Annotated in this window: 15 protein-coding genes; 5 read left to right on the forward strand and 10 right to left on the reverse strand. The window is 57.1% G+C overall.

Annotation, left to right across the window (positions count from 1 at the left end; translation table 11 throughout):
* Window positions 1-123 precede the first annotated feature (123 nt).
* Genes AC2FJZ_RS05940 through AC2FJZ_RS05960 form a run of 5 tightly spaced genes read right to left on the reverse strand, consistent with a single transcriptional unit; the run spans window position 124 to window position 4,284 of the window.
* The gene (locus AC2FJZ_RS05940) at window positions 124-744 is read right to left on the reverse strand and encodes an ImuA family protein (protein WP_496776503.1); all 621 of its coding nucleotides are present in this window, start codon (window positions 742-744) and stop codon (window positions 124-126) included.
* A 59-nt stretch (window positions 745-803) separates the two neighbouring features.
* Window positions 804-1,385 (reverse strand): retropepsin-like aspartic protease family protein, encoded by a 582-nt coding sequence (locus AC2FJZ_RS05945; protein ID WP_496776504.1) that lies wholly within the window; start codon window positions 1,383-1,385, stop codon window positions 804-806.
* A gap of 42 nt (window positions 1,386-1,427) precedes the next feature.
* On the reverse strand, window positions 1,428-2,045 hold the full coding sequence (locus AC2FJZ_RS05950) for a MarC family protein (protein ID WP_050603578.1): 618 nt from the start codon (window positions 2,043-2,045) through the stop codon (window positions 1,428-1,430).
* A gap of 2 nt (window positions 2,046-2,047) precedes the next feature.
* Entirely contained in the window at window positions 2,048-2,437 is a 390-nt protein-coding gene (locus AC2FJZ_RS05955) for an ACT domain-containing protein (protein WP_496776506.1), read from the reverse strand.
* Complete coding sequence (locus AC2FJZ_RS05960) at window positions 2,434-4,284, reverse strand: ABC-F family ATP-binding cassette domain-containing protein (protein WP_496776508.1); 1,851 nt, start codon at window positions 4,282-4,284, stop codon at window positions 2,434-2,436. Before AC2FJZ_RS05960 ends, AC2FJZ_RS05955 begins: the two co-directional genes overlap by 4 nt.
* Before the next feature lie 106 nt (window positions 4,285-4,390).
* Between AC2FJZ_RS05960 and AC2FJZ_RS05965 the strand changes: the two genes are divergently transcribed.
* Both AC2FJZ_RS05965 and ndk read left to right on the forward strand, forming a co-directional pair.
* Window positions 4,391-5,593, forward strand: coding sequence for a multidrug effflux MFS transporter (locus tag AC2FJZ_RS05965; RefSeq protein ID WP_496776509.1), 1,203 nt, complete (start codon window positions 4,391-4,393; stop codon window positions 5,591-5,593).
* 115 nt (window positions 5,594-5,708) lie between these two features.
* A complete protein-coding gene (ndk, locus tag AC2FJZ_RS05970; RefSeq protein WP_050603574.1) occupies window positions 5,709-6,131 on the forward strand; it encodes a nucleoside-diphosphate kinase in 423 nt (140 codons plus the stop codon).
* A gap of 54 nt (window positions 6,132-6,185) precedes the next feature.
* Here ndk and AC2FJZ_RS05975 read toward each other — a convergent pair whose 3' ends face one another.
* Window positions 6,186-6,533: a TfoX/Sxy family protein gene (locus AC2FJZ_RS05975; protein WP_496672563.1), complete on the reverse strand. Its 348-nt coding sequence runs from the start codon at window positions 6,531-6,533 to the stop codon at window positions 6,186-6,188.
* A 122-nt stretch (window positions 6,534-6,655) separates the two neighbouring features.
* On the opposite strand from AC2FJZ_RS05975, the gene AC2FJZ_RS05980 reads away from it, so the two are divergent.
* From AC2FJZ_RS05980 to AC2FJZ_RS05990, 3 genes are read left to right on the forward strand one after another with little or no spacing between them, the layout of a single operon-like run.
* Window positions 6,656-8,221 carry a CHAD domain-containing protein gene (locus tag AC2FJZ_RS05980; RefSeq protein ID WP_496776510.1) on the forward strand — a complete coding sequence of 522 codons (1,566 nt, stop codon included), beginning with the start codon at window positions 6,656-6,658 and terminating at the stop codon, window positions 8,219-8,221.
* Between the two features lie 3 nt (window positions 8,222-8,224).
* Entirely contained in the window at window positions 8,225-8,980 is a 756-nt protein-coding gene (locus tag AC2FJZ_RS05985) for a ParA family protein (RefSeq protein WP_496776511.1), read from the forward strand.
* The gene (locus AC2FJZ_RS05990) at window positions 8,977-9,444 is read left to right on the forward strand and encodes a CYTH domain-containing protein (RefSeq protein WP_496776513.1); all 468 of its coding nucleotides are present in this window, start codon (window positions 8,977-8,979) and stop codon (window positions 9,442-9,444) included. Before AC2FJZ_RS05985 ends, AC2FJZ_RS05990 begins: the two co-directional genes overlap by 4 nt.
* On the opposite strand, the gene AC2FJZ_RS05995 is transcribed toward AC2FJZ_RS05990, so the two are convergent.
* The 4 genes from AC2FJZ_RS05995 to AC2FJZ_RS06010 all read right to left on the reverse strand — a co-directional run bounded on the left by AC2FJZ_RS05995 (window position 9,441) and on the right by AC2FJZ_RS06010 (window position 14,444).
* Window positions 9,441-10,754: a sensor histidine kinase gene (locus AC2FJZ_RS05995; protein WP_496776515.1), complete on the reverse strand. Its 1,314-nt coding sequence runs from the start codon at window positions 10,752-10,754 to the stop codon at window positions 9,441-9,443. The two genes, AC2FJZ_RS05990 and AC2FJZ_RS05995, sit on opposite strands and share 4 nt — an antisense overlap.
* Before the next feature lie 49 nt (window positions 10,755-10,803).
* Window positions 10,804-11,484, reverse strand: coding sequence for a response regulator transcription factor (locus AC2FJZ_RS06000; protein WP_496672548.1), 681 nt, complete (start codon window positions 11,482-11,484; stop codon window positions 10,804-10,806).
* Between the two features lie 176 nt (window positions 11,485-11,660).
* Window positions 11,661-13,097 (reverse strand): Do family serine endopeptidase, encoded by a 1,437-nt coding sequence (locus tag AC2FJZ_RS06005; protein WP_496776517.1) that lies wholly within the window; start codon window positions 13,095-13,097, stop codon window positions 11,661-11,663.
* Between the two features lie 744 nt (window positions 13,098-13,841).
* Complete coding sequence (locus tag AC2FJZ_RS06010) at window positions 13,842-14,444, reverse strand: nucleotidyltransferase family protein (protein WP_496776519.1); 603 nt, start codon at window positions 14,442-14,444, stop codon at window positions 13,842-13,844.
* Between the last annotated feature and the right edge of the window lie 25 nt (window positions 14,445-14,469).

The following is a 14,469-nucleotide window of genomic DNA, read 5'->3' on the forward strand; positions in this document are numbered from 1 at the left end:
ATTCAGATCTTGTTTGCAGAGATGGCGGTCACTGGTGGCCAGGTGCATCTTTTGCGTGTGCATAAACGCTAGGGCGGTGCCCTGCGTTTAGCCAATCACATCTTGGGTGAGCGATTTGCCGTGTTACCCCAAAGCATCATCGGTCTGGGGCCGGATCAACTCCAGCCCTGCGCGGGCGGCGGTCATGCTGGCCTGCCATGTGATCGGGGGCAGGGCGCGTGCGCGGCGGCGGGTCAGGGTCCAGCGCCGGGCCTCGCCCTGATGGGCCGCAGCCATGTGCCAGCGCGTCTCGACCCCTTGCGCGCCACCGTCACCAGGGGTCAGCAGCAGGCCAAGCGGAGCCCGCCCCATCGTGCCGCCCTGTTCTGCGGCCAGATGCATCCGACGCACCGGTGTCAGCCCCGGCGCGCCCGGCAGGTCGCCGATGATCAGTGGGATCGCCCCGCTGCGCAGTGCCTCTTCCATGCACCACAGAAGATCCTCGGCACGGGTGGGATGAACAAAGATGAACCGGGCCGGATCGGCAAAGGCCATCATCCCATCGGGGTTTAGCTGGCCGGGTTCCCACGCGGGGGAAATCCACAAGACCGGGCCCTGCGCCTGACCAGCCAGCCACATGGCAAAACTACGCCGGGCTGGGCCACATGCCTCGTGCACGCGGCCCAGTTGCAGAGTGATCTGATTATGTAGGCTCAACCCGGGAGCAGCGCGCGCGGGTCTTTGATCGAGAAGATGGGCAGACATGCGGACAGTTTAGCATGTTCCTATTTTGTTCTCAATAATCGAAAGCGATTCCAAAGAGGTCAGCGCGACAGGATCATGCGCCCGTCTGCAAACTGGATATTCGAAAACCGATGCAGGTAATCCATCCCCAGCAGGGACTTGTGCAACTCGCCCTCATTGACCCAGGCTGAAACGTTTTGATCCGTGATGGGGCCAACAGTCAGGGTTTCAAGCCGGACCGGAGCGGTGCGCACCTCGCCATTGGCGGTCAGGGCGCGTCCGAAATAGTTCAGTTGATTGGGGTCGATGCCTGCGCGTTCGGCATCCTGTGCGCTCAGCACGATCTGGCTGGCGCCGGTGTCGACAAGAAAGTTGATTGGCTCACCATTCACCAGAACCGGAAGGTAATAATGGCCATCATAGGCGCGGGGCACCTCGATCGTTTCGCCCGAAACGGTCATCTGCGGGGCGGGGCCAACCGAAGACTGGATGTCTTCCCACAGGCCGATAACAGCGATGACGCCAACAAAGATGAACACCCAGGCCATCACCTGTTGCAACGTCTTGTTCAGGGACTGGCGGTTTTGCGAAACGAACCAAAACGCAACCGCCAGGCCAAGTACGACCAGATAGACCAGTTGTCCGAAATTTACGCCTTCCATTCGCGTATCCCCACTTCAGCCAGTACTACGCTATATGGGGGTTTATGCGGCAAAACCAAAGGCTTTGAGACCATCCAGAATGAACTGTACCGAAAGCGCTGCCAGCAACATACCCAACAAACGGGTCAGAACATTCAGCCCGGTCTTGCCCAGAACACGCGCCACAGCGCCGGATGTCAGATACATCACGAATACCATCGCCAGAACGACAAGCATGACGCCAATGACAACGGCAAGACCCTGAATGCCGGGCTGCTGACCCGCAAGCAGAATCATCGTTGCAATCGAGCCGGGACCGGCGATCAGCGGGATGCCCAAGGGAAATACGGACGGGTCCGGATGTTCCTCTTCCTCGGCGCTGCTTTCGCGCCGTTTGGTGCGGCGTTCGAACAGCATGTCGAGCGCGGTCAGGAACAGCAGAACGCCCCCTGCAACGCGAAACGCCTCCATCGAGATGCCGACAAACCCCAAAAGAGCTTCACCGAACGCGGCGAACAGGGTCAGAATGAAGCCCGCGGTCAGGCACGCCCGAACCGCGATGGAACGGCGCGTGTTCCAGTCCATGCCCTGAGTCAGTGCCACAAAGATCGGTGTTTGCGCGGGCGGATCAAGGACCACAAATAGCGTCGTGAACGCGGTTATCAGGAATGCGCTGTCCATTGCTATTTGCTGCTCCTTTGCAGGTCCTGCAGGATATTCAGGGCGTTTTGTGCTGAATCTGAAGGGACGTAAACGTGATCGTGGTGATACCCTGCGACCATGTTCGCGGGAATACCTGCCTGAGCCAATGCGCCGGAAACGGCTGCGGTCAAACCGACACCTTCCAGCGAAGAATGAACCTGCAACGTGATGCAACGCATTGCGACGGCATCCTGCGTTGTATGGTTGATTGGTACGATGAGAGATAACCCCTCAGCCTCGACACAGCTGGCACGCGTACCGTCTGGCCAAGGTTTGTCTTGATGCCAGGAAACAAAGGCAAACTCACCGGACTGTAAAACAGGGCGCATACCGGCAATCATGGCGTTAGTATCCTTGATGGGCGTGGTCATGCTGTTTCTGCCTGTTCAAGCCGTTCGGCGGCTGCGACCCACAGGGCCTCGGCTTTTTGCATGGCCTCAGTGACTTCAGCAAATTTCCGGTTCCAGGTTTCAAGATCGTTGACCTTGTCGTCTTCATACAAAGCCGGGTCGGACAGCTTGGCCGAGAGTTTGTCGTGCATGTCCGTCAGTTTTTCGATCCTGTCCTCGCATTTGCGCAGATCGGCGCGCAGGGTCAGCATCGCCTCGCGCGAGGGGCGTTTAGGTTTGCTGACTTGCGGCTTTTCTTTCACCGGCTTGTCTCGCGACAACAGCATGGCACGATACGCTTCCAGGTCGCCGTCAAACAGTTTGACAGTTCCTTCTGAGACCAGCCAGAGCCGATCAGCAACAAGGCTCAGAAGGTGCATGTCGTGGCTGACCAACACGACCGCACCGGAATAAGCAGTCAGCGCTTCGACCAGAGCCTCGCGGCTTTCGATATCGAGGTGGTTGGTCGGTTCATCGAGGATCAGCATATGCGGCGCATCGATGGTGGCGATCAACAGCGACAGGCGTGCTTTCTGACCACCCGACAAGCGACCGACTTTGGTTTCTGCCTGATCCGCGTTCAATCCAAATCCGGCCAGACGGGATCGCCACTTGCCCGGCGCTTCATCCGGTCGCAGACGGCGCAGGTGGTCCAGTGGCGTTTCGTCTACGTAAAGTTCATCCACCTGATGCTGTGCGAAATAGCCGATGCGCAGCTTGTTACTGAGGGTCATCTTGCCCGCCATCAGCGGCAGGCGGTCGGACAGAAGCTTGGACAGCGTCGATTTGCCCTGACCGTTCTTGCCCAGCAGGGCGATCCTGTCATCCTGATCGACGCGCAGGTTCAGGCGACGCAGCACTTCAGTTTCACCATAGCCGGTGACGCCGCCTTCGATCTGGATGATCGGCGGCGACAGTTCCTCGGGCTCAGGGAAGGAAAACGCGCGCAAGGCAGCCTCTTGCGGGGTCGAGACCAGTTGAATGCGTTCGATCATCTTCAGGCGGGATTGGGCCTGAACGGCCTTGGACGCCTTGTAACGGAACCTATCCACGAAGCTTTGCAGATGTGCGATGCGGGCCTTGGACTTGGCGTTCTCGGATTCCGCCTGGGCCAAACGTTCGGCGCGACGCTCGGCAAACTTGTCGTATGGCACCGCGTAATAGGTCAGCTTGCGGTCTTCCAGGTGCAGGATCGACCCCACCGCGCGGTTCAGCAGCCCTCGGTCGTGGCTGATGATGATCACCGTGTGCGGATACTTGGCCAGATAGCTTTCCAGCCACAACGCGCCTTCAAGGTCCAGATAGTTGGTCGGTTCGTCCAGCAGCAGAAGATCGGGTTGCGAAAACAGCACCGCCGCCAAAGCGACACGCATCCGCCAACCGCCCGAGAAATCCGAGCAGGGGCGCAGTTGATCTTCGTCGTCAAAGCCCAACCCCTTGAGGATCGAGGCTGCCCGCGCCTCTGCCGACCAGGCATCGATGTCGGCCAGCCGGGTATGGATCTCGGCGATCCGCGCAGGGTCTTCGGCGCTATCGGCTTCGGCCATCAATGCGCTGCGCTCAGTGTCAGCGGCGAGGACGGTGTTTATTAGCGACACTTCTGACGAAGGCACTTCTTGCGCCACACCGCCAATCCGCGCGCGTTTCGGGACTGAGATGTTGCCGGATTCCAGCGCCAGCTCCCCCCGGATCAGGCGAAACAGGGTGGTTTTCCCGGTGCCGTTCCGGCCGACAAGGCCGACCTTGTGGCCATCGGGAATAGTCGCGCACGCCCCATCAAAAAGCGGGCGACCTTCAACGGCGTAGGTGATATCTTCGATCCGTAGCATGGGGCGCTCTTAGCAGAGCTGTGATGCCGCCGCCAGCGGCTTAGCATGTTCAAGCTTCAAGCAATGTGTTAGCGCTGTTTCGTTTGCTTTTCTGAACGGTTTTCACATGCGCGCGGCCCAAACGCCACCATCTCTGATCACGCTAATCCTTGCCACGGCACTGTCGGTGCTGTCGCTGAACATGTTCCTGCCATCGCTGGCGCATATGAGTGACGATTTCGGCGTGGATTACGGTCTGGTGAACCTGTCGGTTGCCGGGTATCTGGCGGTTTCAGCGGTTTTACAATTGATTATGGGTCCCTTGTCCGATCGTTTCGGGCGCAGGCCGATCTTGTTGATCTGCATGACCATCTTCGTCATCGCCTCAATCGGATGCACACTGGCTGAATCGATTTGGGTTTTTCTGGGGTTCCGTCTTTTGCAGGCTTCGGTTGTTGCCGGGTCAGTTCTGTCCAGTGCGTCGATCAGAGATCGGTATCCGCCAAATGAAGCAGCCAGCAAACTCGGCTATGTCGCGATGGCCATGGCTTTGGCGCCGATGCTTGGTCCGATGCTGGGCGGGGCGCTGGATATGCTCTTCGGCTGGCGCTCGGGATTTGTGCTTTACACATTGCTCGGGGCAGGGCTGTTGGGGCTGCTGTGGTTTGATATGGGCGAGACAAACATGAATCGCTCTTCAACTTTCGCGGCCCAATTGCGGGAATATCCGCATCTGTTCCGCGCCCGTCGATTCTGGGGCTATGCCCTCTGTGCGGCGTTTTCGATTGGCGGGTTCTACAGCTTTATCACCGGCGCGCCATTGGTCGCGGCCGCGTGGTTCGATCTGAGCCCAGCAATGTTGGGTCTTGGGATTGGAATCATCACCGGAGGGTTCATGGTCGGTAACTTCGTCACCGGCCGGATAGCAGCGCGGACACGTCTGACCACGATGATCCTGATCGGTCGGGTTGTGGCTTCAACCGGGCCATTCCTCGGATTGCTGTTGTTTCTCGCTGAATTGGGGTCGGTCTGGGTGTTCTTCGGCTCGGCCATTTGTGTCGGGTTCGGCAATGGCCTGACAAATGCAAATGCCTCGGCAGGGGTCATGTCGGTGCGCCCCAGGCTGGCAGGCAGCGCGGCAGGGTTATCGGGGGCGATGGTGGTTGCACTCGGTGCGATCCTGACGTCAATGACAGGCGCATTTGTCAGCCCAGAAAACGGGCCGTTTCTGGTTCTGGGCATGATGTGGGCGTGCAGCTTTGCCGGGTTGCTTGCGGTGCTGTATGTTCGTCGTTTGGACCGGATCGATCCGCTGCCCGACACATTCTGAACCCCAATGCAGCGGGCAGACCATCATTACACTTTTCTTGAGCGAAAGACCGTGATACGCGGCGCGCGATGGATTTCGGCGCGGGTCCCGCGCCACATTGTAAGGAGAGGCCGACATGGCACTGGAACGCACATTCTCGATCATCAAACCCGATGCAACCCGCCGCAACCTGACTGGCAAGATCAACGCCAAGTTCGAAGAGGCCGGCCTGCGCATCGTTGCGCAAAAGCGCATTCACATGACCAAAGCTCAGGCTGGCAAGTTCTATGACGTTCATGCCGAGCGTCCGTTTTATGACGAACTGTGCGAATTCATGTCGTCTGAGCCGGTCGTTGTTCAGGTTCTGGAAGGCGAAGGCGCCATTGCCAAGAACCGTGAAGTCATGGGCGCAACCAACCCTGCAGACGCAGCCCCCGGCACCATCCGTGCCGAGTTCGCTGAATCGGTTGGCGAAAACTCGGTTCACGGTTCGGACGCTCCGGAAACCGCAGCGGTTGAGATCGCCTACTTCTTCTCGGGCATCGAACTGGTTGGCTAAGCCGCCGCCTTTGCTGAAGTATGGGGCCGCTCCGATTGGGGCGGCCTTTTTTGTTCAGACTTGCTTTAGGTCTTTGATTGCGATGCGAACACCAATGGCATCCAGATCCGCAACCATCTGGTTTTCCGGCGCCGCGCTGTTACCGGCTTTGATCGCGTCGAACCGTTGTCGCAGGGCTTTCTTCTCTTCGCCCTTGCAGTCATTCCACGGACGGCCCTGCAGCCCCATCACCAACACATAATAGCCGATGAAATGGGCCCGGCTGCCTGCGCGCAAGAGGCGAGCATAGGCTTCATCCGGCCCCAGTTCTCTCAGCTCTTCAGCCGAGTGTATACCTGCACGTGCACAGGCTTGTTCAAAGGCCGGACCAAGGTTGCGGATAGATGAAACAGGGTTGCTCATAGGCTTGTTTTACGTCCATACCTGACCCCTGTCACCCGGGGATTACGCATGGTCAAAGCGGAATGTCTTGATGTTTTTCCAAGCTTGAGATTGCATAAGACCATGCTGTCGCGGAGGGTCGGGTGCAAGAACACAAAAAGACCAGAGGTGGATCAACCGCAAGGGGGATGGCCGGGTCGTCTGAAGAGGTGTTTTTTCTGCCCTCGTTGATGGGCACGTCCGCTGTCGAAGCTGCCTTGCCGGGGTTTTCCGTTGTCGTTGAACAGGTAGGCGTGGCCAGGCCTTTTGCGCTGCTGGATTGCCATGACCAATCCTTACGGGCCAAGGGTCGGGTGCTGATCGAAAGTGGTGGTGCGTTGCAACTGCTGCAAAAGGCGCAGCGGCATTTGTCCCAGAACTGCGCAGGCAAGGGACGGTTTGTTCAGGACCTGCCTCGGGGCCCGGTGCAGGCAGCTTTGAATGGATTTCCCGAACTGCGCGCCCTTATGCAGATCGGAACCGGAGAGATTGAGGTGAAATCGCTCACCGTGTTGGATGAACTACAAAAAACACAAGTTAAGGGAACGATCTGGTGTATGTCCTCGCCAACAGGGCAAGTGACAATTGTTCAGCTTCAACAACTGCGAGGGTACGAGCGAGCTTATCAAAAGGTCAGGGCAGCAATTGCCGACATGTCTGTTGGCGAACAGGGTATCCAGGCGCTCTATGTCGGACTGTATCCAGATATGGCCGCCTATCAGGCCAAGCCTGAAATCAAGTTGGGCAAAACAGAACCATCCATCGAAGTCGCAGCAGATATCATTCATACGTATCTGAAGGTTGCCCGGCAAAACGAAGATGGCGTGATCGCTGACATCGATACAGAGTTTCTGCATGACTACCGTGTCTCTCTGCGCAAAATCAGGTCTGTGGTCAGCCTGTTCAAAGGGGTCTTTTCCGAAGATCAGACCGCCGATTTGAAGCGGGTATTTTCAGATATTATGGCCCCGACCGGGCGGATGCGTGATCTGGATGTGTATCTTTTGGAAAAAGATATGTATTTCAACCTCATCCCGCACAACCTTCATCCAGGACTGCAAGAGATGTTTGACCGCTTCCAGAAAGAGCGCGGGCAGGAACTGTCGCGCTTGTCTCGAAGGTTGCGCAGCATTGACTATGGCGCCTCTATGGATCGGCTGATCGAAATGTTCGACGGCATTGGTCGTTTAAAAGCCGGACCAAACGCGGATCGGGGTGCTTACGACTATGCCTGCACGCTGATCTGGAAACGCTACCGCAAGGTATGCAAAATCGCGCGCAGCATCACCGATGACACCCCGGACGAAACGGTCCATGACCTGCGCATCGACTGTAAGAAGCTGCGCTATCTGATGGAGTTCTTTGCCCCGCTCTTTGACGCAAAAGGGTTCAAGACAATTCTCAAGCCATTGAAAAAGCTGCAAGACAATCTGGGCCTGTTCAACGACTACTCTGTCCAGCAAGAGGCATTGCTGGCCTTTGCCTTTCAGCAAAGCAACGCACAGGGTCGTGTGGATACACAGATCGGTCTGGCAGTGGGCGGATTGATAGCGGTGCTGGATCAACGTCAAAAATCCGAGCGCAACCGCGTTATCACCAGCTTCCAACACTTTGACAGTCCCGAAACCCGGACTCTGTTCCGCAGCTTGTTTCACCACAAAAAGGAGTGAGGGATGAAGATCATTGCCTGCTACAGCAACAAGGGCGGTGTCGGTAAAACCGCGACCTCGGTGAACTTGGCCTATGCCTATGCGCAAGCGGGGAAACAGGTTTTGCTGTGTGATCTCGATCCTCAGGGTGCGTCGGGGTTCTATTTTCGGGTGAAGCCATCGAAAAAGCTGACAGATGCGCGGTTTTTTGAGGATGTGGAACGCTTTACCAAAGCGATCCGGGCCAGCGACTTCGAAGGGCTGGACGTGTTGCCCGCAAACCTGACCTTCCGCGACTTCGATGTGTTCCTGTCCCGGATGCGCAACAAACGCTCGCGCTTGAAAAAGGCGCTGGTGTCCGCTGGCAGCGACTATGACGTGATCATTCTGGATTGCCCACCTAACTTTTCGACCCTGTCCGAAAACATCTTCAAGGCAGCGGATGAAATCGTGGTCCCGGTCATTCCGACGACCCTGTCCGAGCGGACGTTTGATCAGTTGGTGAACTTTTTTGAAGAACACAAACTACGCAAGAAAAAGCTGCGAGCGTTCTTTTCTATGGTGCAAAAACGGAAGATTTTGCATCAGGAAACGATGGAATCGATGCGCAAGCTATATCCTAAACGGTTTTTGCAAACGACGGTTCCCTTCGCGGCGGACATTGAAAAGATGGGTCAGCATCGTGCCCCGGTCAGTACCTATGCTGAACGCAGTGTGGCTTGTGCCGCGTACCGGGCGCTGTTTGACGAACTGGAAAACGGAGTGGTTTCAACCCTATGAGCAAAGAAATCGAACGCAAGTTCTTGGTGGTGGCTGTGCCGGACCTGAGCAATACGCAGAGAGCGGTTGTGCGGCAGGGTTATTTGACGGCGCTCGACGACTCGACTGAGTTGCGGCTGAGGCAGAAGAACGATGCGTTCTTCCTGACCCTGAAAGGGGGCGGTGGTCTGGTCCGAGTTGAGCGTGAGGCACAGATTACGGCAGAGCAGTTCGAAACCTTCTGGCCCGAAACCGAAGGCCGTCGTGTCGAAAAAGAGCGATATACCGGACAATTGCCGGATGGGCTCATGTTTGAGCTGGATATCTTTTCGGGCGATCTGGCGCCATTGCGTCTGGTTGAGGTTGAATTCGACTCGGAACAAGATGCCGAAGCATTTGTGCCACCGAAGTGGTTCGGGACGGATGTGACGGAAGATAAACGCTATAAAAACAAGACGATGGCGACAAAAGGTATCCCGGTTTAGGGCTTTTGCGCCAGATAGATCGTCGTCTCCAGTCCGGGATTACAATTCCGGGCTGCAAATTTCCCGCCATGCATACGTGAAATCGCTGCAACCAATGCCAGCCCCAAACCGGCGTTGCGTTCCGTCCGCGCCGGATCAAGTGTGACGAAAGGCAGTTGCAGGCGATCCAGTTCTTCGTGCGGGACGCCCGGCCCCTGATCGCGTACGTGCAGGCAGGCAAAGCCGTTCTCGGTATCCAGCGAAATCGTGATGGTCGAATCCGCTGGGGCATATCGCATCGCGTTTTCAAGCAGGTTGGACAGGGCCTGCGACAGAAGCGGGCGGTGCCCTTCGATAGGGGGGGCAGAGCCAGTGACGTCTAGTGTAATACCCTGATCCGCAGCAACAGGGTCGTATAGTTCGACAACATCGCCAACCAGTTGCTGCAAGTTGATGGTTTCAAACTGTTCGCGTCCAAGCCCGGCTTCGGCGCGCGAAATCTCGGTTAACTGTGCCAGAACTCGCAGCACGTGATCTATTTCAGCCGTTGCGCGGGCTATATCCACTTCGCGGTCCAAATCGGTTTTTCCCGGCTCTGACAGGGCCTCGACGCGCTGACGCAGACGCGACAGCGGAGACCGCAGGTCATGCGCAATCGAATTTGAAGTGGTGCGCAGGTTGCTGATCAACTCCTCGATCCGGTCCAGCATGTTGTTCAAAGTGCCCGAGACCTGGTCGAATTCGTCCCCGGTTCCGCGCAGGGGCATCCTTTTGGACAAATCACCCGACACAATGTTTTCTGCCGTGCTGGCAATGTCCGAAAGGCGCGCAAAAACCAAACGCGTGAACAGCCAGCCGGTGATCACGCTCAGCACAAAGGCGATCCCCAGCGCCAATGCGACTGATCGGAACAAGACTCGATCAAACTGCTGCCGCGTAGCGGCATCGCGCCCGACCAGCAAACGCTCTCCACCGGGCAGGCGGATCGAGGCGGCAGACACTGGGACAAGCTGGTCATTGTCGGCGCGGCGCAGCTCCAGATCGACCCAACCGCTGCCCGCTGCAACATTGACGGGCCAGGATTTCAGATTGCCCACCAGTTTGACCCCAAGCCGATCCGTCAAAAGGTAAAGCGCGTCTCGTTCAGAAGCACTTGGCAGGCGGCGCTCAATTGCTGTGATCAACCCAAGCAGACCACGCCGTTCATATTCATCTGCCAACCCTGTCAACTCAGCAGAGACAACCGAACGTGTCTCGGATTCAATGCTTCGGTTTGCCGTGACGTAAACCAAAACCAACACCGACGCCGTCAGGAAGGTGCTGAGAAACATGCTGGTTGCGACCAGCCGTGTGCGGGAATTGTTTAAAGAAAGCCGTAGGTTATCCATCAGACATCATGTAACCCGCACCGCGAACGGTTTCAATCAGGGGGGCATCGCCACCTTCATCCAGCTGCCGCCGCAGTTTCGAGATGTGGACGTCGACAACGTTGGTGTTTGGATCGAAGTGATAATCCCATACGCCCTCAAGCAGCATGGTGCGCGACACCACGCGGTTCTTGCGACGCAGGAAATACTCGAGGATTTGGAATTCACGTGGGGTGAGGGTGATCTCATGCCCGTCGCGGGTGACTTTGCGGGTCAACAGATCCATCTCCAGGTCTTTGCACGTGAGCGTTGGCGTTTCCTCAGCTTCCTGCGGACGGCGCAACAGAGCCTCGATACGGGCGTGCAGTTCCTGAAAGGAAAACGGTTTGACCAAGTAATCGTCAGCGCCCGAGCGCAGGCCCTTGACCCGTTCGTCCACCGCGCTCATGGCAGTCAGCATCAGAACCGGTGTCTTCAATCCGGCCGCCCGCAGAGACTTGATCAGGGACAACCCGTCCAAGCCCGGCAGCATCCGGTCCAGCACAACGGCATCGAACCCCCCATCTGTTGCGTGATACAACCCTTCGCGCCCATCTGCGGCGGTTTCGACCACATAGCCTTCTTCGCCGAACCCTTTGGCGATGAAGTCCCTGGTGTCAGCGTCATCTTCAACGATCAACAGACGGCGGCTCATGGTCGGGCTCCTTTCTATCGGGATTTAAACACAATTTTCAGGTGATGCACATTGAATTCGGGGACCTTGCCGGGTGCTGGGCGCGCACCCGGCAAGCCCGGCAGACAGTGGACAATTCTGTCCGCCGGGTGAGGCGCGCCGAAAATTCCCATCAAGCAGCGCGCCCGTGTTCAAGATCAGGCCAGTTCGACTGCGACGAATATCTGGCTGCCAGCGCGATTGATCAGCACCAGGGCCGGATCGGTTTTTTCGCTGTCCAGCGCTGCCTTCAACGCGTCGGGGGTGAACGTGTCCTGGTTGCCCAGTTTGACGATCACGTCACCACGTTGCAGACCGGCTTTTGCGGCGGGGCTGTCGGGTTTCAGGTTCGTAACCAAAACACCTTCGACGGTCTCGGCGACACCGGTCTCGGCGCGCACCGTTTCGGTCAGCGGGGCGACTGTGACGCCCAACGTTGTGCCAGCAACCTCAGCTTCGATCGGCGTATCGGCCTGAGCAGACGCTGCCTGATGTTGGCCGATGGTCAAAGTGACCGATTCCTCTTTGCCGTCACGCAGAACGGTCAAAGTACTGTCAGTGCCAACTTTGGTCGTGCCGACAAGAATGGGCAGATCACCGCTGGAATCGACGGCTTCGTCATTGAAGGACAGGATCACATCGCCCTGCTTCAGAACACCATCTGCCGGGCTGTCGGCAACAACGTCAGATACCAGCGCGCCAGAGGAGGCATCTATACCAAGGGCCGCCGCAAGTTGCGGGCTGACATTTTGGATCGAAACACCCAGCCAGCCTCGGCTGACCTGGCCGTCGTCACGCAAATCGGCTGCGATATGCTCTACGATGTTCGAAGTTACGGCAAAGCCTAGACCAACTGATCCACCGCTGGGCGAATAGATGGCCGAGTTCACGCCAATAACCTCGCCATCCATATTGAACAGGGGGCCGCCCGAGTTGCCTTTGTTGATCGCAGCGTCGGTCTGGATGAACTCTGCGTAAGGGCCTTCAGAGATGTTTCGCCCTTTTGCCGAGACGATACCAGTGGTTACGGTCGAGCTCAGACCAAATGGATTGCCAATGGCCACAACGTCTTCACCAACGCGGATAACATCGCTGTCGCCCAGTTCAACGGCCTGCAGTTTTGTGTCTGCGTCGATTTTCAAGACGGCGATATCGGTTAGCGGGTCGGTGCCGACCACTTCGGCATCATAGGTGCGGTCATCATTCAATCGAACGGTCACGGACGAAGCGTTGTCGACGACGTGGTGATTGGTAATGATGTATCCCGCTTCATCCATGACAAAGCCCGAGCCCAAACCCTGTGCCGGACCGCGCTGGGGTGCATCGAAACCTTCCGGAGCGCCGAACCGTTTGAAGAATTCGCCAAACGGATGTCCGTCAAAGTCAAAATTCTGTCCGGGTGCCGCGCCGGGCACGATTTCTTGTTCCGCGATGATGGTTACAACCGAAGGTGAAACGGTTTCGACCAAATCAGCCAGCGCCTCGTCCGCCATGGACGGCATAGCCGTGGTCGCCAGCAGCGCTGCGCCCAAGGCGCTGATGCCCGTCCAGTTGGAGGTCCGGGGAAATAAAAGCGAGGATTTGCGGATGCTCATATCTGTCTCCTGTATGTGTCGCGCAGATTCGACCACGCGTTGAAACAAGAGATGCGGCAGCAGGATTGGTCTTTCCTGAGGGATACGTGAAGAAATCTTAATTTTGCCACAAAGCGCGTGTTCTGTGGCGGCCGACGTCAGGTGGGATTCGTTAAAATCGCCGGGCTAAGGCGCGCGAATCGGAGGATTGTTGCTGAATTTGACGTCAAACTTTCAAAAACGTTGAATTATTATTGTTTTGTTGACAATGATCCAGCTGCAGGATGGGGAAAATGCCAACTCCTCCAATAGTTGTGTGCAAGCAGGAGTGTCGCCTGACTTGACCAGAAAATTTTGGCTTTGATGAGGTGAATGTGCGCATAAGTTTGTGCATAATTTCGAATCGTCGCGGTGATCAACAAGACGAAATCACCTTAAGGTTGATTGATGGCACCTGCGTTGTTGCTCAAAAACCATTCGACCTAGGGTCAAGTTAACCATTCCTTCCAATTTTACGTTGTTTCGAACGATCAGATCAGTGAGGATGAACGTGCCCAAGTGAGGGGGAACCAAAAGCGCTAGGGGGCGCTGCTGGTTCACTCAGTCACCGAAAGTTTTAGCGGCGTGTTAACGAGGGGGTCTTGTTTAGGTTTGGCAGCTATTCAGTCGGGGTGCTTTGACAGCGCACTGACCAGACTTTTGGGATTGAGAAAAGTGGTAGTCCTGTATTGGGCATCGGCCCGGTCTGAAAAGACCGGGCCGCGTTTATTCTGGGGCACGTTTCTTGCGCCACGTGTACCAATCATCGGGCGTGTCCAAATCCAACAACGCGTTCCGGTCAGGCAGACAGTGCAGGTACACTTTACCCTGATGTGCCCGTACTACTTTTTGTGCGCCATCATCGCCCTGCAACGCTGAGAGTTGATCAAAGAGCGTCCGATCAAAGATCACCGGATGGCCGGGCTTGCCGTCTGCAGTAGCCCCGCGCCAGATGAGACTGTCGGGGTGGGTCTGTCGCGCCGAGAGGACCGCGGCTAGATCGGCCTGAGTCAGGTCGGGTAGATCAGCCAACAAGACCATCACCGCACGAGCGTCTGGCGGTAGCTGCCGCATCGCGGCCCGCAGGCTTGCGTTCATTCCCTCTGTTGCGTCCGGGACAGGTACGGGTTGAACGTCCAGACCGCCCAGAGCCTTGTATCTGGGATGCGGTTCTGGGGGCAGGGCGACAAACACGGGTCCAACGGCCCGCGCGTTGCGCGCTGAACGCGTCAACAGCGGGACGCCGTCGATCAGCTGCATCAACTTGTCCACCCCGCCCATGCGGCTAGATTGCCCGGCAGCCAGCAGGATAATGGGAATGTCAGTCATGCCGCTACAATGCCGCCGGTCAAGC

The sequence above is a fragment of the Ruegeria sp. CDSA079 genome, assembly GCF_059612245.1.

Excerpts from the sequence above, each read along its gene's own strand:
- AC2FJZ_RS05960 (WP_496776508.1), bottom strand. The coding sequence starts at position 4,284 with ATGCTACGGATCGAAGATATCACCTACGCCGTTGAAGGTCGCCCGCTT.
- AC2FJZ_RS05945 (WP_496776504.1), bottom strand. The coding sequence starts at position 1,385 with ATGGAAGGCGTAAATTTCGGACAACTGGTCTATCTGGTCGTACTTGGC.
- AC2FJZ_RS05975 (WP_496672563.1), bottom strand. The coding sequence starts at position 6,533 with ATGAGCAACCCTGTTTCATCTATCCGCAACCTTGGTCCGGCCTTTGAA.
- ndk (WP_050603574.1), top strand. The coding sequence starts at position 5,709 with ATGGCACTGGAACGCACATTCTCGATCATCAAACCCGATGCAACCCGC.
- AC2FJZ_RS05985 (WP_496776511.1), top strand. The coding sequence starts at position 8,225 with ATGAAGATCATTGCCTGCTACAGCAACAAGGGCGGTGTCGGTAAAACC.
- AC2FJZ_RS05950 (WP_050603578.1), bottom strand. The coding sequence starts at position 2,045 with ATGGACAGCGCATTCCTGATAACCGCGTTCACGACGCTATTTGTGGTC.
- AC2FJZ_RS06010 (WP_496776519.1), bottom strand. The coding sequence starts at position 14,444 with ATGACTGACATTCCCATTATCCTGCTGGCTGCCGGGCAATCTAGCCGC.
- AC2FJZ_RS05990 (WP_496776513.1), top strand. The coding sequence starts at position 8,977 with ATGAGCAAAGAAATCGAACGCAAGTTCTTGGTGGTGGCTGTGCCGGAC.
- AC2FJZ_RS05965 (WP_496776509.1), top strand. The coding sequence starts at position 4,391 with ATGCGCGCGGCCCAAACGCCACCATCTCTGATCACGCTAATCCTTGCC.
- AC2FJZ_RS06000 (WP_496672548.1), bottom strand. The coding sequence starts at position 11,484 with ATGAGCCGCCGTCTGTTGATCGTTGAAGATGACGCTGACACCAGGGAC.
- AC2FJZ_RS05995 (WP_496776515.1), bottom strand. The coding sequence starts at position 10,754 with ATGTTTCTCAGCACCTTCCTGACGGCGTCGGTGTTGGTTTTGGTTTAC.
- AC2FJZ_RS05955 (WP_496776506.1), bottom strand. The coding sequence starts at position 2,437 with ATGACCACGCCCATCAAGGATACTAACGCCATGATTGCCGGTATGCGC.
- AC2FJZ_RS06005 (WP_496776517.1), bottom strand. The coding sequence starts at position 13,097 with ATGAGCATCCGCAAATCCTCGCTTTTATTTCCCCGGACCTCCAACTGG.
- AC2FJZ_RS05940 (WP_496776503.1), bottom strand. The coding sequence starts at position 744 with ATGTCTGCCCATCTTCTCGATCAAAGACCCGCGCGCGCTGCTCCCGGG.